20 protein-coding genes and 1 other RNA gene are annotated in these 20,077 nt (G+C 63.5%); 10 read left to right on the top strand and 11 right to left on the bottom strand.

The features are described 5' to 3' along the window. Nucleotides 1–10 precede the first annotated feature (10 nt). From KF827_RS04860 to rsfS, 5 genes are all read right to left on the bottom strand, one after another. The gene (locus KF827_RS04860) at nt 11–1,378 is read right to left on the bottom strand and encodes a S41 family peptidase (RefSeq protein WP_291001109.1); all 1,368 of its coding nucleotides are present in this window, start codon (nt 1,376–1,378) and stop codon (nt 11–13) included. Nucleotide 1,379: 1 nt separating this feature from the next. Continuing rightward, nucleotides 1,380–2,690, bottom strand: coding sequence for a peptidoglycan DD-metalloendopeptidase family protein (locus tag KF827_RS04855; RefSeq protein ID WP_291001103.1), 1,311 nt, complete (start codon nt 2,688–2,690; stop codon nt 1,380–1,382). Beyond that, entirely contained in the window at nt 2,668–4,251 is a 1,584-nt protein-coding gene (gpmI, locus tag KF827_RS04850) for a 2,3-bisphosphoglycerate-independent phosphoglycerate mutase (RefSeq protein ID WP_291001100.1), read from the bottom strand. The genes KF827_RS04855 and gpmI overlap by 23 nt, the downstream gene beginning before the upstream one ends. A gap of 81 nt (nt 4,252–4,332) precedes the next feature. Continuing rightward, nucleotides 4,333–4,824, bottom strand: a complete 492-nt coding sequence (locus KF827_RS04845) for a 23S rRNA (pseudouridine(1915)-N(3))-methyltransferase RlmH (protein WP_291001097.1) — start codon at nt 4,822–4,824, stop codon at nt 4,333–4,335. A 6-nt stretch (nt 4,825–4,830) separates the two neighbouring features. After that, nucleotides 4,831–5,157 (bottom strand): ribosome silencing factor, encoded by a 327-nt coding sequence (rsfS, locus tag KF827_RS04840; RefSeq protein WP_291001431.1) that lies wholly within the window; start codon nt 5,155–5,157, stop codon nt 4,831–4,833. A 55-nt stretch (nt 5,158–5,212) separates the two neighbouring features. Here rsfS and KF827_RS04835 point away from each other — a divergent pair, with 55 nt between their 5' ends. Further along, nucleotides 5,213–5,434, top strand: coding sequence for a hypothetical protein (locus tag KF827_RS04835; RefSeq protein WP_291001094.1), 222 nt, complete (start codon nt 5,213–5,215; stop codon nt 5,432–5,434). A 105-nt stretch (nt 5,435–5,539) separates the two neighbouring features. Here the strand turns inward: KF827_RS04835 and KF827_RS04830 are convergent, their stop codons facing one another. The 4 genes from KF827_RS04830 to pdxH all read right to left on the bottom strand — a co-directional run bounded on the left by KF827_RS04830 (nt 5,540) and on the right by pdxH (nt 10,012). Next, nucleotides 5,540–6,961, bottom strand: a complete 1,422-nt coding sequence (locus KF827_RS04830) for a sodium:proton antiporter (RefSeq protein ID WP_291001090.1) — start codon at nt 6,959–6,961, stop codon at nt 5,540–5,542. An 80-nt stretch (nt 6,962–7,041) separates the two neighbouring features. Continuing rightward, nucleotides 7,042–8,448, bottom strand: a complete 1,407-nt coding sequence (locus KF827_RS04825; protein WP_291001083.1) for a sodium:proton antiporter — start codon at nt 8,446–8,448, stop codon at nt 7,042–7,044. Nucleotides 8,449–8,474: 26 nt separating this feature from the next. Then, nucleotides 8,475–9,416: a cation diffusion facilitator family transporter gene (locus KF827_RS04820; protein ID WP_291001080.1), complete on the bottom strand. Its 942-nt coding sequence runs from the start codon at nt 9,414–9,416 to the stop codon at nt 8,475–8,477. 8 nt (nt 9,417–9,424) lie between these two features. Next, the gene (pdxH, locus tag KF827_RS04815; RefSeq protein WP_291001077.1) at nt 9,425–10,012 is read right to left on the bottom strand and encodes a pyridoxamine 5'-phosphate oxidase; all 588 of its coding nucleotides are present in this window, start codon (nt 10,010–10,012) and stop codon (nt 9,425–9,427) included. A gap of 290 nt (nt 10,013–10,302) precedes the next feature. Between pdxH and KF827_RS04810 the strand changes: the two genes are divergently transcribed. Both KF827_RS04810 and KF827_RS04805 read left to right on the top strand, forming a co-directional pair. After that, nucleotides 10,303–10,836 (top strand): RT0821/Lpp0805 family surface protein, encoded by a 534-nt coding sequence (locus KF827_RS04810; RefSeq protein WP_291001074.1) that lies wholly within the window; start codon nt 10,303–10,305, stop codon nt 10,834–10,836. Between the two features lie 261 nt (nt 10,837–11,097). After that, a complete protein-coding gene (locus KF827_RS04805; protein WP_291001071.1) occupies nt 11,098–11,892 on the top strand; it encodes a hypothetical protein in 795 nt (264 codons plus the stop codon). Between the two features lie 50 nt (nt 11,893–11,942). Here KF827_RS04805 and KF827_RS04800 read toward each other — a convergent pair whose 3' ends face one another. Together KF827_RS04800 and nudC are read right to left on the bottom strand one after the other, a co-directional pair. Further along, nucleotides 11,943–13,052: a PAS domain-containing protein gene (locus tag KF827_RS04800; RefSeq protein ID WP_291001066.1), complete on the bottom strand. Its 1,110-nt coding sequence runs from the start codon at nt 13,050–13,052 to the stop codon at nt 11,943–11,945. A gap of 186 nt (nt 13,053–13,238) precedes the next feature. Next, nucleotides 13,239–14,204 carry an NAD(+) diphosphatase gene (gene nudC, locus KF827_RS04795; RefSeq protein ID WP_291001063.1) on the bottom strand — a complete coding sequence of 322 codons (966 nt, stop codon included), beginning with the start codon at nt 14,202–14,204 and terminating at the stop codon, nt 13,239–13,241. Nucleotides 14,205–14,309: 105 nt separating this feature from the next. On the opposite strand from nudC, the gene ffs reads away from it, so the two are divergent. The 7 genes from ffs to KF827_RS04760 all read left to right on the top strand — a co-directional run. Beyond that, an RNA gene (gene ffs / locus KF827_RS04790) (signal recognition particle sRNA small type) lies at nt 14,310–14,408 on the top strand. Between the two features lie 60 nt (nt 14,409–14,468). After that, nucleotides 14,469–16,277: a DNA polymerase III subunit gamma/tau gene (locus tag KF827_RS04785; protein WP_291001060.1), complete on the top strand. Its 1,809-nt coding sequence runs from the start codon at nt 14,469–14,471 to the stop codon at nt 16,275–16,277. A 23-nt stretch (nt 16,278–16,300) separates the two neighbouring features. Continuing rightward, nucleotides 16,301–16,624, top strand: a complete 324-nt coding sequence (locus KF827_RS04780; protein ID WP_291001057.1) for a YbaB/EbfC family nucleoid-associated protein — start codon at nt 16,301–16,303, stop codon at nt 16,622–16,624. Between the two features lie 15 nt (nt 16,625–16,639). Further along, complete coding sequence (recR, locus tag KF827_RS04775; RefSeq protein WP_291001054.1) at nt 16,640–17,236, top strand: recombination mediator RecR; 597 nt, start codon at nt 16,640–16,642, stop codon at nt 17,234–17,236. Between the two features lie 386 nt (nt 17,237–17,622). Further along, a complete protein-coding gene (locus KF827_RS04770; protein ID WP_291001051.1) occupies nt 17,623–18,420 on the top strand; it encodes a hypothetical protein in 798 nt (265 codons plus the stop codon). A gap of 18 nt (nt 18,421–18,438) precedes the next feature. Then, a complete protein-coding gene (locus tag KF827_RS04765) occupies nt 18,439–19,155 on the top strand; it encodes a hypothetical protein (protein WP_291001046.1) in 717 nt (238 codons plus the stop codon). A 51-nt stretch (nt 19,156–19,206) separates the two neighbouring features. Further along, nucleotides 19,207–20,077, top strand: an 871-nt coding sequence (locus tag KF827_RS04760) for a hypothetical protein (RefSeq protein WP_291001043.1), incomplete at its 3' end; no start/stop codon positions are given.

The following is a 20,077-nucleotide window of genomic DNA, read 5'->3' as shown; positions in this document are numbered from 1 at the left end:
TGCCCGACGCTTACTTCTTCGCGGTCGGTTTGGGCTGGGCGCGCAACACGTCCATCGCGGCCTGCAACACCACATCGGGGCCTTCCGCCGCCGGCTTGGGCGCGGCCGAGCTGTTGTTGTCGGGCGTAGCAGCCGGGTTAGTACCAGCCGGGTTAGTACCAGCCGGGGGAGTGGGCGTTGCGGCCGGAGTCTTGGGCGCCTCCTCCTCCTCGGTGTCGCGATGGCCGGTCATCTCGCGCCGCGCCTTCAGCGCCGCGGCGATCTGGCGATCGCGGTCGCTCCACACTTCCACATCCGGGGTTACGCCGGTCTTGTCGATCGAGCGGCCAGACGGCGTGAAATAGCCCGCCGTGGTCAGCTTCATGCCGCCGAATTCGCCCAGCGGAATCATGGTCTGCACCAGGCCCTTGCCGAACGTGGTGTTGCCCACCAGCACGGCGCGGCGATGATCCTGCAACGCGCCGGCCACGATCTCGGAGGCCGAAGCCGAGCCGCCATTGATCAGCACCGCCATCGGCTTGCCATCGGCCACATCGCCGGGCCGCGCATTGAAGCGCTGGCCTTCATCGGCATTGGGGCGCAGCGAGCGGGTGGACACGATCTCGCCCTGGTTCAGGAAGGAGTCGGACACCTTGATCGCCTGATCCAGCAGGCCGCCGGGATTGTCGCGCAGATCGATGATATAGCCGGCGAGCTGCGGGCCGATCTCGGCCTTCAGCTTCTGGATCGCCGCCACCATGTCCTGCTCGGTATGCTCGTTGAACGACGAGATGCGCAGATAGGCGAAGTCGCCTTCGCGGCGGCTGCGCACCACGCGGGTCTTGATCACCGCGCGGGTGATCTTCACATCGAACGGCTTGGCCGCCGGATCGCTGCCGCGGCGGATGGTGAGGGTGAGATCGGTATTGGGCGCGCCGCGCATCTTCTCGATGGATTCCTGCAGGGTCTTGCCCAGCACCGCGTCGCCATCCAGATGGGTGATCAGATCGCCCGGCAGCAGGCCGGCGCGCTGGGCCGGCGTGTCGTCGATCGGCGACACCACCTTCACCAGGCCGTTTTCCTGGGTCACTTCCAGGCCGAGGCCGCCGAATTCGCCGCGCGTCTGCACGCGGGCCTCCTGGAAGCTGCGCGGCGGCATGTAGACCGAATAGGGATCGAGCGCGGAGAGCATGCCGTTGATGGCATTCTCCATCAGGTCGGCATCCTTGGTCTCTTTGTAATAATCGTTGCGCACCCGCTCGAAGATCTCGCCGAAGAGATCGAGCTGCTTGTAGGTGTCCGAGGTTTGCAACGCGCTTACCCGGTTGGGGGCGGCGAACAGGGCCACCGAACCCATCAGGGCAAAAGCACACACACCGCCGAGGAGGAAATTGCGCATGTCAGCCGCTCACCTTTCTGTCGCCTGCGGCCAGCCAGGGCAACGGATTCACCGTGTCGCCTCTGCGCCGCAATTCAAGATATAGGACGGGTTTTCCCGAAGTCCCGCTCTTTTCCGAAGTATCGGTGGCCATCAGGCCGACAGGCTCGCCTGCCAGCACATATTGCCCGACCGCCCGGTCGATCCGTCCAAATCCCGCGAGCAACGAATGATATCCGCCGCCATGCGCGATGATCAAGAGTTGACCGTAGCCCTTGAACGGGCCGGCAAACATCACTTTGCCGTCAGCCGGCGCCACAACCTGGCCGCCCGAGCGGGTTTCGATGCGGATACCGCGCAGCGGCGCGCCGTTTTCATCGGATTCACCATACCGGCCCACCACCCGGCCGCGCGCCGGCAGGGCGCCGCTACCCTCCAGGGCAGCATAATCCTGCGGCGGATGGCGCCCAGCGCTGCCGCCACCACTGCCACCGCCACTGCCACTGGCCGAACCCGTGCCAGCCGTGCCGCCGCGCCTTTCGGCTTCGCGGCGGGCCAGTTCGCGAGCCTGGGCCTCGCGTTCGCGGCGTTCCTGCTCCAGCAGGCGATCCAGCAGGGCGCGCAAATCCTTGGCCTGTTCGGCCAGCTTCACCGACCGGCCGCGTTCGGCCTCGCGTTCTTCCTTGGTCTGCGCCATGGCCTGGGCGGTTTCGGCCTGCAGCATTTCCAGGTCGCGGCGTTCGCCATCCAGGGCGGCGATGGCCCGGCCGAGCTTTTCCTGCTCCTGGGCGATGCCGCGGCGCAATCCGCTCAGCCGTTCCAGTTCCTGCTTCAGCGCGGCGGCGCGCTGTTCGATCTCGGGCACCAGGGCGGCGATCAACTGGCTGGCGCGCACCATGTCCAGCGCCGAACCGGGCGCCAGCACCATGGCTTCGGGCGGCTGCCGGCTCAGCTTGGCCAGGCTGGCCAGGGTGGCCGACAATTCGGCGCGCCGGGCATCCAGTTGCTTCGTCGCCTCGCCTTCATCCTGGATCAGACGGGCAAGCTGCTCTTCGCTTTTGCTGACCAGGTCTTCCTGGGCCTGCAATTTGCGCGCGGCCTGCACCAGGCGGCGCTGCAGATCCTGCTGCTTGCGGGTGAGCTGCGCCGCCTCGCGGGCCAGATCGCGTTCGCGCGACTGGCTTTCGCGCAATTGCTTCTGCACGTCTTCCAATTGCTGCCGCTGGCTGGCGCTGTCATTCGCCCGCAGGTCGGCCGACAGCAGGCTGCCGGGCAGCAAAACCGCTGCCGTCAGCAGATATGCCGATGCCTTACGCAAGGCGCCGATCGGCATGTGCATCGGCGGCGGCGGCAAGCTGCGCCAGGCTATGGCCGGTCATCTCGGCGGGCTGCGGCAATTGCAGGAAATACAGCAGGGTGGGCGCGATATCGCACAGCCGGCCATCGCTGAGGCGATAGTTTTCCGCGCCCGGTCCGGTCAGCACCAGCGGCACCGGATTGGTGGTATGCTGGGTATGGGCCTGATGGGTGGCGGGGTCGCGCATCTGTTCCAGATTGCCGTGATCGGCGGTGATCAGCAGGATGCCGCCGGCTTTTTCCACCGCCGCTTCCAGCCGGCCGAGGCAGGCATCCACCGCTTCCGCAGCCTTCACCGCCGCCGGCAACGAGCCGCTATGGCCCACCATATCGGGGTTGGCGAAATTCACGATGGCCAGATCGTATTGCCCCGACAGAACGGCAGCGGTGAGTTTGTCGGTCACTTCGGCGGCCGACATTTCCGGCTGCAGATCGTAGGTGGCAACCTTGGGGCTGGGCACCAGGATACGGTCTTCGCCCGCATTGGGGGTTTCTTCGCCGCCATTCATGAAGAATGTCACATGGGCGTATTTCTCGGTCTCGGCGATGCGCAATTGCGTGCGGCCATGCTTGGCCAGCCATTCGCCCAGCGTATTGGGATAGCGCATGGGCGGAAACGCCGTGGCCATGAATTCGTTCAACTGCGTGGAATATTCCGTCACACCTAAAGCCGCCGCGAATTTCGGCAGGCTGGGGCGCGGAAAGCCGTCGAAATGCGGATCCAGCAGGCCGAGCAGGATTTCGCGCGCGCGGTCGGCACGGAAATTCGCCATCAGCAGGCCATCGCCGTCTTGCATGCCGGGATAATCCTGCAGCACGCTGGGCAGGATGAACTCATCCGACAATTCGGCGCCATAACCCTGCTGCACGGCGGCTTCCGCGCTGGCGGCTTGCTCGCCTTCGGCCAGCACCAGGGCGGCATAGGCGCGCGCCACGCGATCCCAGCGCTTGTCGCGGTCCATGGCATAGAAGCGGCCGCTGAGCGTGCCGAAGCGCACCCGCGTGGTGCCGGCGATGTCGGCGCGGAATTGCGCCAGGTATTCCAGCGCCGAACGCGGCGGCGTATCGCGGCCATCGGTGAAGGCATGCACCCACACCGTGATGCCTTCGGCATCCATGATGCGGGCCAGGGCGGCCATGTGATCCTGATGCGAATGCACGCCGCCGGGCGACAGCAGGCCCAGCAGATGCAGCGCGCCGCCGGATGCCTTCAGCTTGGCGATGAAAGCCTTGAGCGCCGGATTATCCTTGAGCGAGCCATCGGCCACGGCGTTATCCAACCGGCCGAGATCGGGCACGGCGATGCGGCCGGCGCCGATATTCATGTGGCCTACCTCGGAATTGCCCATCTGGCCATCGGGTAGCCCGACATCGCGGCCAGAGGTGCCCACCTTGGCAAACGGCCGGCTGCCGATCAGACGGCGCCAATTGGGCAGCCGGGCCTGGGCGATGGCATTGTCGGTCGGGTCGTCGCGCAAGCCCCAGCCATCCAGGATGCAGAGAACGACAGGTTTCGGAATGCGTTTGGCTTCGGTCATGGCAGGTCAAAACGGGAAAAAGTTGCGGGATTCCAGGATTACATAGCGCAGGGACGCGGCTTAGTCACGATGCCGGCTGGATCAATCCCGGTGATAGGGATGGTTATTCAGCAGGCTCCAGGCACGATAAAGCTGTTCCAGCAGCAGCATCCTGGCCAGCAAATGCGGCCAAGTCATGGCGCCGAAGGCGATTTTCAAGCGGGTTTCGGCCAAAAGCCCGGCATCCAGGCCATCGGCGCCGCCGATCACGAAACCGATGCCGCCCGAGCCTTCATCGCGCCAGGCACCGATCTGGCCGGCGAAATCCCGGCTGCTGAGGTTTTTGCCATGCTCGTCCAGCGCCACGATGGGGGCGCCGGGCGGCAGGCCGGTCCCGCCATGGGCCTGCAGGGCAGCGCGCAACAGCGTGGCCTCACGGGCCTTCTTTTCCGCCACGCTGCCTGGCCGCTTGTCTTCCACCTCGCGGATATCCACCGGCCAGGGCAGCCGGCTGCGATACTCCTCGATCAGGCTGGCCACCGCATCATGCTTGGCCCGGCCGGCCTTGCCCACACAGGCAACGATGATGCGCACGGCGCCTCAGGCCGCCGGTTCGCCGATCTCGATATCGGGAATATCGGTGCCCCACATCTTTTCCAGCTTGTAGAAGCCGCGCACTTCCGGCCGGAAGATATGCACCACGATATCGCCGGCATCGATCAGCACCCAGTCGCCCACGCCCTTGCCTTCCACCCGCGCCTTGTGGCCGGTGGCCTGGGCCACGCGCTGCACCAGATGCTCGGCGATGGCGGAAACCTGGCGCGAGGAGCGGCCCGAGGCCACCACGATGTAATCCGCCACCGAGGATTTGCCGGCCAGCGGGATCGACACCACCTCTTCGGCCTTGTCGTCGTCCAGCGATTTCAGGATCAGTTGATGCAGCTTTTCGACCGCGCCGAGCGGCGCTGCGGCCTTCGCCTTCTTGGCCGCCGCCTGCTTGAGAACCGGCTTCTTGGCCTTGGCAATGGCCGGTGTCCTGGCTACCGGTGCCCTGGCTGCCAGTTTCTTGGCTGCCGGTTTCTTGGCTACTGGCTTTTTCGCGGCAGGTTTTTTCGCGGCAGGCTTCTTTGCGGCGGTCTTTTTCGGTGCAGTGTTTTTCGATGCGGTGTTTTTCGATGCGGTAGCGATGGCGCGGCCCTCCTGATGACGGGCCTAGGCCATGATCTGAAAGCATGCGGCCCGAATCGGTGTCACACTACTCCGATTCGGGCCATTTCTCAATTCGGCTTGCGCCGCCTTAAACGAAGCGTCACAGAAAGAAAAACACCGTCACCAGCGCAAAGACCGGCAGCAGGATCGGCACCGACCAGGCCATATAGCCGAAAAAGCTGGGCATCTTGATGCCGGATTGCTCGGCAATCGCCTTCACCATGAAATTCGGCGCGTTGCCGATATAGCTGAGCGCACCGAAAAACACCGCGCCGGCCGAAATCGCCAGCAGGGTATCGGCCAGCGGGCCCATCAATCGCTGCGCATCGCCGCCCGCCATGTTGAAGAACACCAGATAGGTGGGGGCGTTGTCGAGGAAGGCCGACAAGATGCCGGTGAGCCAGAAATACATCGCGTTATGCGGGCTGCCATCGGGCTGGGTGACCAGGCGGATGATCTCGGCCAATTGCCCCTGTTCGCCGGCACGCAGGATGGCGATCACCGGCACGATGGTGAGGAAAATGCCGGCAAACAGCTTGGCCACTTCCAGGATCGGCTCCCAGGAAAAGCCGTTGGCCTGGCGCGATTCCGTGCGGGTGAGCAGCATCGAGGCCACCGCCAGGCCCACCAGGATCACATCGCGCGCCACATTCTGCGGCGCCACCGATACGCCGAACAGGCTCCATTCGAAACCCGGCTTCCAGGTGCCAGACATCAGCACGGCGGCCACCACGCCGCCCAGCAGCGGAATGTTGATGCCGCCTTCCAGGCCGATATTGGAATCCGGCGACTTGTCGGGCGTGCGGCCTTCCTTGTTGTAGTAATGCAGATCCAGGAAATAGAACATCGCCAGCAGAATCATGCTGATCAGCAGCATCGGCAGCAGCATCGCCTCCGCCGTCCAGAAAAAGCGCACGCCGAGCAGGAAGCCGAGAAACAGCGGCGGATCGCCCAGCGGCGTGAGCGCACCGCCCACATTGCCCACCAGGAAGATGAAGAACACGATCACATGCACATTATGCGGCCGGTCGTCGTTGGCGCGGATCAGCGGCCGGATCAACAGCATCGCCGCACCCGTGGTGCCCATCCAACTCGCCAGCACCGTGCCGGCGGCCAGCAGGCCAGTATTCAGGCTGGGCGAACCATGCAGGTTGCCGACTAAGCGCACGCCGCCGGCGATGGTGAACAGCGCGCCGAGCAGGATCACGAAGGGGATATATTCATGCAAAGCCACGCTGAGCACGGCAGTCGCGGCCGTGGCGATATCGGCATAAAGCGCGAAGGGCAGCAGGAAGGCCAGCGCCCAGAAGGCCGCCACCTTGCCGTAATGGTGATGCCAGAAATCCGGCACCAGCAGCGGCATTAGCGCGATCGAGAGCAGGATGCCCATGAAAGGCAAACCCCAGAGCAGCGACAGCGAGGCGCCATCGATATCGGCGGCAAAGGCCGGCGCTCCGAGCAGACACAGATATCCAACCAATGCCGCGCCAGCCGCTGCGGCGCGGATTTTTCCCATATGCATTGCCATCCCCGTTATTTACCAAAATATCCGGGTTAAATGGCAATCGGCGGCGGAGATTGCAACCCCGCCCGTGGCCGATCTCAGCGGAAAAACACGATTGTGACCAGCGCGAAGCAGGGCAGCAGGATCAGGCAGCTCCAGGCCATGTAGCCGAAAAAGCTGGGCATCTTCACCTGCATTTCCTCGGCAATCGCCTTCACCATGAAATTCGGCGCGTTGCCGATATAGGTGTTGGCGCCCATGAACACCGCGCCGGCCGATACCGCCAGCAGCGTGGTGCCCAGCTGCCCCATCATGGTGGCGGCATCGCCGCTGGCCATGTTGAAGAACACCAGATAGGTGGGCGCGTTATCCAGGAAGCTGGACAATCCGCCGGCGAGCCAGAAATACATCGCGTTGTTGGGGCTGCCATCGGCATTCGAGGCCAGCATCACCAGGCCGCTGAGCGCGCCATCCTGGCCGGCGCGCAGGATGGCGATGGCGGGAATGATGGTGACGAAGATGCCGGCGAACAGCTTGGCCACTTCCACGATCGGGCCCCAGGAGAACCCGTTGCCATCGCGGCTTTCCTTGGCGGTCAGCTTCAGCGACAGCCCGGTGATGACCAGCAGCAGCAGATCGCGCGCCAGATTCTGCAATTCCACGGCAATGCCGAAAACCGACAGGGTGACGCCCGGCTTCCACATGCCAGACATCAGCACCGCCAGGATGATCGCCACCAGCAGCACCAGGTTGATGCCGCCCTCCATGCCGATCGGGCTGTCGGGCGAGGGATCGGACGGCGTGATGCCTTCCTTGCGGTAATAGTAGCTGTCGATGGCATAGAACAGGCCCAGCAGGATCACCGCCACCAGCAGGGTGGGCGCGAACAGATGCTGCGTGGTCCAGAAGAAATCCACACCCTTCAGGAAGCCCAGGAAAAGCGGCGGGTCGCCCAGCGGCGTGAGCGCGCCGCCGATATTGGAAACCAGGAAGATGAAGAACACCACCACATGCACATTATGCTTGCGGTTGTCGTTGGCGCGGATCAGCGGGCGGATCAGCAGCATCGAAGCGCCGGTGGTGCCCATCCAGCTTGCGATCACCGTGCCGATCAGCAGCAGCGTGGTGTTGAGGCTGGGCGAACCATGCAGGTTGCCGAGCAGACGCACGCCGCCGGCAACCGTGAACAGCGCCAGCAAAAGGATGATGAAGGGGATATATTCATGCAAGGCCACTTCCAACAGCGCATGGGCGGCATTGCCGGCGCCATGGCTGGCGGCGAAAGGCAGCAGGAAGGCCAGCGCCCAGGCCGCCGTGATCTTGCCGTAATGATGATGCCACACAGCCGGCGCCAGCAGCGGCAGCAAAGCGATCGACAGCAGGATGCCGGCGAATGGCAGCGCCCAGAGGATGCCGAGTTCCGCGCCGTTGATGGAGGCCGCGAAGGCAGGCGGTGCGATCATCGCACCCAGCAAAGCGAAAACGAAACCGGCAATCACGCGCATGGGCCAAGCATCCTGTTATGATCCCGTTACGACGGGGAGTGTTTCGTGTCGTCTGAACGCTGCGTGCCGGATACCACGCTATCGGGCACGATCTGGTCGGGGCCGGGATCTTCATGGATGATGATATCGGCATCGGGATAACGCAGTTTAAGCACGTTCAACACATCCACCGCGATGCGATGGGCGGCGCGCAACGTGATATCGGGATCGAGTTCGAGATGGAACTGGATGAAGATATGCGTGCCCGAGCGCCGGGTGCGCAGATCGTGCATGCCGCGCACATCGGGCTGCGCCAGCACGGTCTTGCGGATGTCGTCCTGTTCGCCATCGGCGAGTTCGCGGTCCATCAACTGATTGAAGGAATGCCGCAGGATATCCACCGCACCTTTCAGGATGATCAGCGCCACCGCCAGGCCGCCCAACGGATCCAGCCAGAGCGGACCGCCCAGCCAGGCGCCCACCAAGGCCAGGATCACCACCATGTTGCTGAGCAGGTCGCCCAGGTAATGCAGCCGGTCGGCGGTGATCGCCACCGAACGCGTGCGCGCCACCACATGGCGCTGGAACAGCACCAGCGCCAGGGTGAGGGCAATCGAAATGCCCATCACGCCCAATGCGATGGGGCCGCCTTCCAGCGGTTGCGGCTGGATCAGGCGATGGATCGCCTCGAAGCCCAGAAACAGCGCCGATCCGAATACGAAAGCCGATTGCCCCAGCCCGGCCAGCGCCTCGGCCTTGCCATGGCCGAAACGGTGATCGGAATCCGCCGGCACCAGGGCATGGCGCACCGCCAGCAGATTGAGCAGCGAGGCGAAGGCATCCAGGGTCGAATCGATCAGGCTGGCCAGCAGGGCCACGGAATCCGAATACAGCCAGGCGCCCAGCTTGGTCACGATCAGCACGCCGGCCACCGCCACCGAGGCATAGGTGGCCTGGCGCATCAGCCGTTCGGTGTCGGCGGTGGCCATCGGGCTGCTTACGGATACAGCCGCTCGGTGGTCCAGCCGCCATCCTGGCTGCGGCTGTAGACCAGGCGGTCATGCAGGCGGAACGGCCGGTCGGCCCAGAATTCGATGCTCTGCGGCGCGATGCGGAAGCCAGACCAATGCGGCGGCCGCGGCACCTCGCCGATGGCGTATTTGGCGGCGTATTTCGCCACGCTGGCTTCCAGCTCGAAACGGCCCTGCAGCGGCCGCGATTGCGCCGAGGCCCAGGCGCCGATCCGGCTGTCGCGCGGGCGCGAAGCGAAATAGGCATCGGCTTCGGCGTCGCTCACCTGGCTCACCGGGCCGCGGATACGCACCTGGCGGCGCAGGCTTTTCCAGTGGAACAGCGCCGCCGTCTTGGGATGGCTCAGCAATTCGCGGCCCTTGGCGCTTTCGAAATTGGTGTAGAACACGAAGCCGTCGCCGTCATGGCCCTTCAGCAGCACCATGCGCAGATTGGGCAGGCCATCGCCGTCCACCGTGGCAATGGCCATGGCATTGGGGTCGTTGGGCTCGGTCCGGCTCGCCTCGGCAAACCAGGCCTCGAAATGCGCGAAGGGGTCTGAATAGGCATCCATTGGCGGATATCTTTACCATGTTAACGGCGGAAATACCGTAACGGCGGGTATACATCATGCCCCCATAATTCCCAACCCTTGCCGCATTCCCGCCCTATTCGCCGCCCATCCTTTCACCATGGCCGAACGGGCGATGCGCCTTTTCCGCTGCTTCTTCCCTCTCCCCTCCCCCGGGAGACTTCCCCCAAGTCCTGTGGGCGGAAGCGCGGATCGGGAGCATCGCCCGGGACGCCAAACCGTTTGATCCCAGACCCTTTGGTCCAGGTTTCTTAACCTTAGGAGCCGCCAGAATGCGCGCCATCACGCTTCCTGCCAGTCCCGCCAAATCCTTCCGGTCGGGCCAGGCCTTCAAAGCAGGCCGTGCCCCGCTGCTGGCGGTGGCGGCATTGGCGCTCGGGCTGACCGCCTGCGCCGAGCAGGGCCCGAAGCAGAATGTGGGCACCGTTCTGGGCGGTGTCGGCGGCGCCGTGGCCGGCGCGCAATTCGGCAAGGGCACCGGCCAGCTCGTGGGCGTGGCCGCCGGCACCCTGCTGGGCGCCCTGCTGGGCTCGGAAGCCGGCAAGTCGCTCGATCGTGCCGACCAGCAATATGCAGCCCGCGCCAACCAGCAGGCTTTTGAAACCGCGCGCTCCGGCACCGCCGTGAGCTGGCGCAACCCCGATAGCGGCAATGCCGGCACCGTGGTGCCGCAGCCCGCCTACCAGGCACCCAGCGGCCAGTATTGCCGCGAATTCCAGCAGACCATCATCGTGCAGGGCAAGAGCGAACAGGCCTTCGGCACCGCCTGCCGCCAGCCCGATGGCAGCTGGAAGATCCAGTCTTAAGCTCCGCGACTTTTTAAGTCCCGGTCGTCTTTTAAGTCCCGTGCGTATCGTTGGTTGACGTTTAGTTTCGTTTAGTTGCGTTCCTCTTTTTTGGTTCCCCCAGCCTCGGCGTGGTACGGTTTTACCGGCCACGCCATTTTTTTATGGCTGGCTGCAATATTTTAACAAATCGGCTATAGTTTCGGCATGACGCGGGCCAGAAGGCTCGCGACGTTCGATATCGAACCCGATCATATCGAACCCAATCCGATGGAGGCCAGAATGGTCACGAACATCGCAGCCGGCGGCAATCCGCATCTGCCCGCCATGCAAACGGCCTTGGAAAAGCTGCGCAAGCCGCGCGAAAAAACCGAGGCGGAAACCAAGCTCGACGAAGTGCTCAGCGCGATGAAGCGGTCAGCCGAGAATGGCGGCGCCGAAGCCGCGCGGCAAAAGCTGGAGCGCATCAAGGCCAAGCTGAAAATGCTGGAACTGGCGGCTGGTTCGGCCGCCGCCAGCGGCGATGCCAAGGCCGCCCGCGCCGTGGCGCGGCAGATTCAGCAGGCCGCCAAGGAGATGGCCGATGCCCTGCGGGGCGCCGGGAGCGGCTCCGGGGGCGCAGGCAGCGCCAATATTACCCCGGGCGTCGGCGATGCTTCTGCGCAATCCTCCCAGCTTGCCGCCATCAAGGAAATGGATGCCGATAACCCCGACCATGTGGCGCAGCTCAATGGCGGCACCCTGGCGGAAGGCCGCAAGGCCGATGCGGAAGGCCGTGCCACCGCGCTGCTGAAAATCAAGCAGGCGGAAACCGCTCTGCAGGCCGCGCCGCAAAAGGCCGAGGAGAAAGACAAGGCGGAAGCCGCCAAGGGCGCGGACGATTTGAAGGGCGAGGCGCGCAGCCTGCTGGCGCAGATGCGCAAGATTCTCGAACAGGCGCGTTTGGCACTGTATAATCCGCTGGCCAAAAAGCAGGATGCCGCCAACGCTCACGACGATTTCCGCCAGGCCGAGCAGGCGCTGGCCGGCCTGAACGCGGCCTCGCTCGGCGCGACCGGTATCGATGTCAGCGTCTAGCGCCCGAACCCATTCCGGACCCATTGGGGATAGCCCCCTGGCGCAAGCGCCTATTCCGCCGGCTGCGCGGTTTCCTGCGGCAGGCTTTGCAGCAGGCCAGTGAGCAGATAGGGCATGCCGGTGGTATCGCGCTTGGCCTCGCCGGACAGGCGCAGGCTGTGCCAGGCATCCTTGCCGCGCGCGATCCGGAAGGTCAGGGCCGGCGCTTCGCCCTTTTCGCGCATCCGATCGAAATAGGCCTGCACATTGGCACGGTCATCGGGATGGCAGGCATCCAGCAGCACCGGCAATTCCGCCGGTGCATTCACCGGCGACAGGCCGAGCAGGCGGAACATGTTGTCGGACCAGGTTTGCGCATCGTCGTTGAGATGCCACATCCAGCTGCCGGTGCCGGCCAGCCGTTCCGCCACGTTGGATCGCATCATGCGTGCCGCCAGCAATTGTTCGGTTTGCACCAGGCTGTTGCTGGCTTCGGCGCGCGCCTTGTCCATACCGGCAACCAATTCGGCATTGCGCAGCCGCAGCGCGATGGCCAGCCGCTCGTTATGGTTGGCCACATGGGCGCGGCGGGCCAGCGCAACGGTGAGCACGAAGCCGAATAGCAGCATGAAATACGTGGCCCGATCGGCAATCACCAGGCCGCGCGCCAGCAACAGCAGCGACATCGGCAGCTGGAAGGCGTAATACGACACCAGATGCGGCGCGCGGGTATTCAGATTGGCCAGCGAAAGCCCGGACCAGGCCACCGCCAGCGCCGCCTGCAATTCATGATTGCCCTCGACGCCGAACAGCCAGAACATCACGCCCCAGGTGGTGCCGGTGATCGCCGAGCCGATGGCGAAACGGTTGGCCCAGAATACCGAATTCTCCAGCCGGCTATCGTCTTCCGCAAACCCTTTGCGCTGGCGGTCCAGCCAAGCGGTGCCGGCGGTATAGGCAACGGTGAGCGCGATGATCTCGAACCAGTTGGTATACGGGAAGAACAGCGCGCAGGCGCCGAACAGCACCATGTATGGAATATGGCGCGAGGGAATGCTGTATTGATACAGCCGCTCGATCAGCATGCCTTCGGCAATCGGCGAGCGATTGTCGAGAAGGCTTTCGTCTTCTTCCGCCAGCCGCGCCACCAGGGCTGCCGACTTGCCATCGCCAATACTCATTCGCAATCCTCTAGGGCCATGATCCACGCAGGCCCAATCCCCCGGCAGGTTTATCGCTTGGCGGAAAAATAGCCGGTCTTGTGCAAGGGCGGTATTCAAATCATGCCCGAACGATAAAAAACCATGGCGAATTGGCAATGCGGATGCACGCGTGAGGATTGCCATGCCGGCCTGCGGCAGCGATCCCTAACGCGGATTGCCCTGCAGGTAATGCTTCACGATGTGATGCGCCAGGCCGATCGGCGGCGGCAGCCGCAGCGGCGCGTTCAGGTCGGTACTGGCGGCCAGCATCTTCTCGGCCTGCTCGCGCGAGAACCAGCGCGCATCTTCCAGTTCGTGGCGATCCACCGCAATCGTGGGATCGGTCACCTCGGCGATGCAGCCGATCATCAGCGAGGAGGGAAACGGCCAGGGCTGCGAGGCGATATAGCGCACATCGCCCACCCGCACGCCGGCTTCTTCATGCAATTCGCGGCGCACGGCTTCTTCGATGCTTTCGCCCGGCTCCATGAAGCCGGCCAGGGCGGAATACATGCCGGGCATGAATTGCGGCTGCCGGCCCAGCAGCAGATTGCCGTCATGCACCGCCAGCATGATCACCACCGGATCGGTGCGCGGAAAATGCTGCGCCTTGCAGGCCTCGTTGCCGCAGCGCCGGCTATAGCCGGCATCTTCCATGGCAGACCGGCTGCCGCATTGCGCGCAGAAGCCATGGCGCTTGTGCCAGTCGATCATGCTGCGCGCCTGGGCCAACACGGCCGCCTCGCCGGGCGCAAGCTGCGGCGCGATGGAGCGCACGTCGATGAATTTATGCGTCTCGTCCGCCAGGCCGGCGATGCCCTCCAGGCCATCGGCATCCAGCGCGAAATAGGTAGCCCCATCCACCTGGCCCAGCAGCACGCAAGGCGCATCCGCCAGGGCATTGGTATCCTGGGCGCCGGCGGTGACGAATTGCGCCGGAAACCAGACCAGCGCGGCGCCCGCTTCCGTCAGTTTCACCAGCGGCTTCAATTCATGCAACAGCAGATAGCGGGTGCTTGCATCCTGGCGCCGGGCGGCCAGCCAGGCGGCATCGCGGCGATGGTTGCCGAGGCGATCCAAGGGCGAGCCGGAAAAGGTGATGCCGGAAAACTGCGGGGAAATGCCAAGCATGGCGGAAAGCTGGCATATTCTGTCGCTATCGGCAATTGCCAGGCTGTGGTTTCCTGGCCGCTCTGCCGGTTGCAACGGCCGGCGCGATAGGGGATAACTCGCCCCGGGAGGTTGGCGGCGGACGGACGCCTCGCCAACCCGGTCAGGTCCGGAAGGAAGCAGCCGCAACGAGATCCCGTTCGGGTCGTTGTCCAGCCTCCCACCTCATTCCATCCTTGGCGGATAATCGGGGGATCGTACGCCGCAGATGACAGACCTGTTCCAATGACAGATCAAGCTTCTGCCCCCGGCACACCCTATCGCGTACTGGCGCGCAAATACCGTCCGCGCGACTTCGCCGAGGTGATCGGCCAGGATGCCCTGGTCCGCACGCTGTCCAACGCCATCGCCACCGGGCGCATCGCCCAGGCCTTCATCCTCACCGGCGTGCGCGGCGTGGGCAAAACCACCACCGCCCGCATCATCGCCCGCGCGCTGAACTGCACCGGGCCCGATGGCAAGGGCGGCCCGACCGTCACACCCTGCGGGGTGTGCGACAATTGCCGCGCCATCGCCGAAGACCGCCATCCCGATATCCTGGAAATGGACGCCGCCTCGCGCACCGGCATCAGCGATATCCGCGAGATCATCGAAGCGGTGCGCTACGCCCCGGCCATGGCGCGCTACAAGGTTTATATCATCGACGAAGTGCACATGCTCTCCACGGCGGCCTTCAACGGCCTGCTGAAGACTTTGGAGGAGCCGCCGCCGCATGTGAAATTCGTGTTCGCCACCACCGAAATCCGCAAGGTGCCGGTGACGGTGCTGTCGCGCTGCCAGCGTTTCGATCTCAAGCGCGTGGAAATCGCCACGCTGACCGCGCATTTCAAAAATATCGCCGCCAAGGAAGACGCGCAGATCGACGATGAAGCGCTCACGCTCATCGCCCGCGCCGCCGAAGGCTCGGTGCGCGATGGCCTGAGCCTGCTGGATCAGGCGCTGGCGCATGGCGCCGGCCGCGCCGATGCGGCTTTGGTGCGCGACATGCTGGGCCTGGCCGATCGCGGCCGGGTGTTTGCGCTGCTGGAGCAATTGCTGCATGGCAAGCTGCCCGAGGCGCTGGATAACCTGGCCGAACAATATGCGCTGGGCGCCGATCCGGCCGTGGTGCTGCAAGACCTGCTGGAACTCAGCCATTGGCTCACGCGCTTGAAGGTCGTCGGCGACCGCGCCGACGATCCGACATTGCCTGAAGAACAACGCGCACGTGGCAAGGAGCTGGCCGCCAAGCTGAGCATGCCGGTGCTGGCGCGCTGCTGGCAGATGCTGCTGAAGGGCCTGAACGAAGTGCGCGGCGCACCGATTCCGCTGGCGGCGGCCGAGATGGTGCTGGTGCGCCTGGGCTATGCCGCCGACCTGCCGCCGCCGGGCGACCTGGTGCGCGAATGGCGCGACCAGAATAGCGGCGGCAATGCGGGTGGCAATGCGGGTGGCAATCCTGGCGGCGGCGGCAATGCCGCGGTGGCGCGCGGCCCTGCCAATGCCGGCAATCCTGGCGGTGGCGCGACAGCTTTCGCCATGGCGCAGCCTGCTGCCATTGCGATGAACCAGCCGGTGGCGCAAGGCGTTACCCAGGCTGTTACCCTGGCTGCCGATCCGATCAATTTTCCCGGCCTGGTGAAATTGTTCAAGGATATGCGCGAGGGCCAGATCGCCGCCGATTTGGAGAATTACGTGCATGCGGTGGCCTTCCAGGTCGGCCGTATCGAATGGCGCCAGCAACCCGATGCGGCGCGCGACCTGCCGATTGCCGTGGCGGCGAAATTGCGCCAATGGACCGGCAAGCTGTGGACCATCGCTTTGTCCAAGCTGCCGGGCGAGCCCACTTTGGCCGAACAGGCCGAACAAGCGGTATCGGCGCGCTTTGCCGAGGCCCAGGCCGATCCGCTGGTGCAGGCCATCCTGCGCGCTTTCCCCGATGCCAAGCTGGACAAGGTGCATGAAGCCGCGCCGATCCTGGACGAGCTGGAAACCGAGGACGGCCCCGCCTATATGAGCGACGACGATATCGATCCGCTCGATGAGCTGGATTAAGCGAACGCGATTAAGGACAGCCCATGAAGAATCTCGGCCAGATGCTGAAACAGGCGCAGGAAATGCAGGAACGCATGGCCACGATACAGGCCGAGCTGGAACAGCATGAAGTGCAGGGCAGCGCCGGCGGCGGCATGGTCATCGTCACGCTCAACGGCAAGGGCGATCTACGCGGCCTGCGCATGGATCCCAGCCTGCTTGCGCCCAGCGAGGCCGAAGTGCTGGAAGACCTGATCAAGGCCGCCCATGCCGATGCCAAGGCGAAGGCAGCGCGCGAATCTCAGGAAAAGATGCAAAGCCTCACCGCCGGGCTGCCGCTGCCGCCGGGCTTCAAGCTGCCGTTCTGATATCGCACCGCGATCATGGCTGGCAGCGAAATCGAGCGGGTGATCCAGTTGCTGGCGCGGCTGCCGGGCCTCGGCCCGCGCTCCGCCCGCCGCGCCGCCCTGCATCTGCTGAAAAAGCGCGATGCGCTGCTGCTGCCGCTGGCCGATGCCTTGGCCACCATGGGCCGCGATGTGAAGGCCTGTTCGGTCTGCGGCAATCTCGACAGCCAATCGCCCTGCGCGATCTGCGCCGATCCCAAACGCGATGCCGGGCAGATCTGCGTGGTGGAAACCGTGGCCGATCTCTGGGCACTGGAACGCAGCGGCGTGTTCAAGGGCCGCTATCATGTGCTGGGTGGCAGCCTCTCGGCACTGGATGGGCGCGGCCCCGCCGATCTCAATCTCGATGGATTGCTCGCCCGCGCCAGTGACGCGCGTGAAATCATCATCGCCACCAATGCCACGGTGGAAGGCCAGACCACGGCGCATTACATCACCGACCGCCTGCGCGCCGCTTCTCCTGCCGGCCTCACGGTTTCCCGCTTGGCCCATGGCGTGCCGGTGGGCGGCGAACTGGATTACCTCGACGACGGCACGCTGGGCGCCGCGCTGAAGGCCAGGCGGCTGCTTTAAATCCCGGATTTCATCGGCAACCAGCCATAGACAGGGCCAGGCTGCACTGCCGCCGGACCACACGGGGTGGGACCGGACTGGGCGGGACCGGCCTGGGCGGGACCGGCCTGCTTGAGGCGGGCAGGTCCGCTCGCACGGCGCACAGCTTTGCAGCGCTTTTCCATGGCGAAAAATACTCATAGTTGCTCTTTTTTCGTTGACATGTTCTCTAATTGATCACATTCAATTGCGAGTAGTGGCGCGGCTTTATGCGCGCAATATAATAATTCTCAGCAGGGCGTTATTACATGACGATTGACCCCGTTCCCGATCTGAAAGGCTCGTCTGAGCCGAAAACTCCAGAGCAACGACCCAAACGGCGCCTGCTGCGCCGGCTGGGCGGCGGCTTGCTGGCTTTGCTTCTGCTCTGTGCCAGCGGGGCCGGGCTTTATGCCGAAAGCTATTTCCGCAGTCTGCGCGATCCATTCTCCCGGCCGCCGCTTTTCTTTGTCGATCACTGGCGTTCGCAGCCGACGCCCCGGCCTTACGTGGTGGAAGGCCAGAAATTCGCCATTCCGCGCAACATGGTCTATCCGGTCTGGCTCAGCCGGCCACCCGGGCATGTGGAAATGCTGTTGTTCGATGTGGTCTGGCCGGATTTGCAGGGCTGGTCGCTCGACACCTGGCCGCGCTTCATGAATGAGAGCGTCGACGCCGATGGCAAGCGTAGATCGCTCGATACACCGAAGCAACTTATCAACATCGTGCTTGAACGTGCCAGCAGTTACGGGCGGCCCGAACGTATCGCCGCCTATATCCGCGCGTTGGAAGGCCTGGGCGTGTGCCGCGACGGCGAATTGCCCGGCTGGCGCATCTGTCCACTGAACAAGCGCAGCGATTGGCTCTCCGTCAGCACGGATTTGTATTTGTACAATCCAGCTCGCAGCGATTTGTTGGGCAGTGGCATTATCTGCAAAGCATATCTGCATGAGCCGGAGGACGGCACATCAACACCACATTGCAGACCATCCATTCAATTGACAGATGATTTGCACGCCAAAATTTCCTTTGATCGCCGCCGCTTGAATGAGGCGGAAAGCATCATCGCCAAAACGACGGACCTTATTTGCGGCTTCTATCTCGGCCCTGCCGATGGCGCGCCTAAGCCGCCATGCCCGCAAGAATCATCCCGTATTCAGCTATAGCGGCAGCGAGGTTTTGATATGTCGCCAGATCAATCCCCACCCAAGCCACCCGGCTACATCCGCCGTCAGTGGCATGCGCTCGGCACCAACCGCGCCGGCCGCCTGCTGCGCCTCGCCATCGTCGCGGTGGCCGGCTGGACTGCGGTGGAGAGTGTCAGTTTTGTCATCAAGGTTATGATTACAGAGAGCAAGTCTGACGTTCAAAGTGCCATTCTGTGGTCGATGAAATACTCAACGGGTATTCGCATTCAAACCGAGGATGATGTCTCCGCGCTTGCGCATGAGCCAGTCTATCCCCTGCCACCGCGCTGCTTGGAAGCGGCCCGGAACAAAAAATTCGCCACCGGAAATAGTCTGATCGATTTCTGCCTTGGTGCTTATGGCTTCGAGCCTTTTTCCGGCACCTGTACCGGCGAGATTCTTTGGGCAGCGCCTTGCCGTCGTTATGTCTTCAACATTGACCTGTTTCATGATCCGCACAGCCTTGAACGTCTGATCTCAGGCATCACCGAGCCCTGCCGCTACCTGCCATCGCCCGAGCGGATCGCGCGCTCACCCAAGACGGGTGATTCTAACGTGGAATCGCTGTTGCGATCCTGGCGGATCGCCGGCTGCGACGGCAAAAGCCAAATCCCGGAATATAGGTTCGAGTTGGTTTTTTTAAGCTTCGGAAAAACCCCGGCTGATGCCTCCAAAGGCATCAACAGGATCATCCTGATGGTGCCGACCCGATAATCACTCCGCGCAAAACTGCAAAACCTCAACAACGAAAAAGCGAGCAACCCCATGGCTGAAGAATATAATTCCGGCTTTTCCTTTCGTATCCACTCCTATGCCACAGGAGGCAAAGCGGAAGACGGTTCCAGTTCGGTTGGGCATTTCAGCATCGAATTGATGCGGCCGGATGGGAAATCCACTCATTATGGATTTTATCCTGAAAAAGAAGGGCTAGGCATGCTGTTCGGTACCAACGCCGAAATTAGAGAAGATGACAAAATCAAAGCCAATTTTTCAGATCAGCAGATTTCCAAGCCTGTCCCCATCACAGCCGAACAGGCTGAGAAGATGGGGCAGCATATGGAAAAGATGAAAGACAAGCCCGGCCAATATTCGTTGTTCGGACGCAACTGCGAAGAGTTCGTGCAAGAGGTGATCGACGCCTCTGGCGTCAAGGCAAAGACACGCGACTTCATGACGGGCGAGCAACACGAGCAATTCAACCTCGCCAAATTTACAATGGTTGATCCTATCGAGCGCGATCTCGATACAGCCGGCAGCATGGAATACGAGGGTTTTCACAGCGCATTTGATTTGGAACAAAAGCAGCCCGCACCAGATCAACCTGGGCCGGATCAACGCAGCGATGCCGGCGATGCTTCACAGCAGCAGCAATTCGCCGACGCCAATGCTGACACCGGCATCGACACTGGCGGCATCGACACTGGCGGCATCGACACAGGCACTATCGACACCGGCGGCGGCAACAATGGCCGCAACTATGCCGCTGAACTGGCCGCCCTCCCATTGGGCCGCGAAGTCAGCCTCAACTGGCTGTTGGAGAAATCGCCCGATCAATGGACGCAGCCGGAGCTGGACGGCGCCCAGGCCTCCGATGCCTATTGGAACAGCCGCAATCTCCGCCATGCGGATGTGCAGA

Origin of the sequence: Ferrovibrio sp. (assembly GCF_019636075.1) — a bacterium.
Taxonomy (GTDB): Bacteria; Pseudomonadota; Alphaproteobacteria; order Ferrovibrionales; family Ferrovibrionaceae; genus Ferrovibrio.
This window is presented reverse-complemented; position numbering and strand designations above follow the sequence as displayed.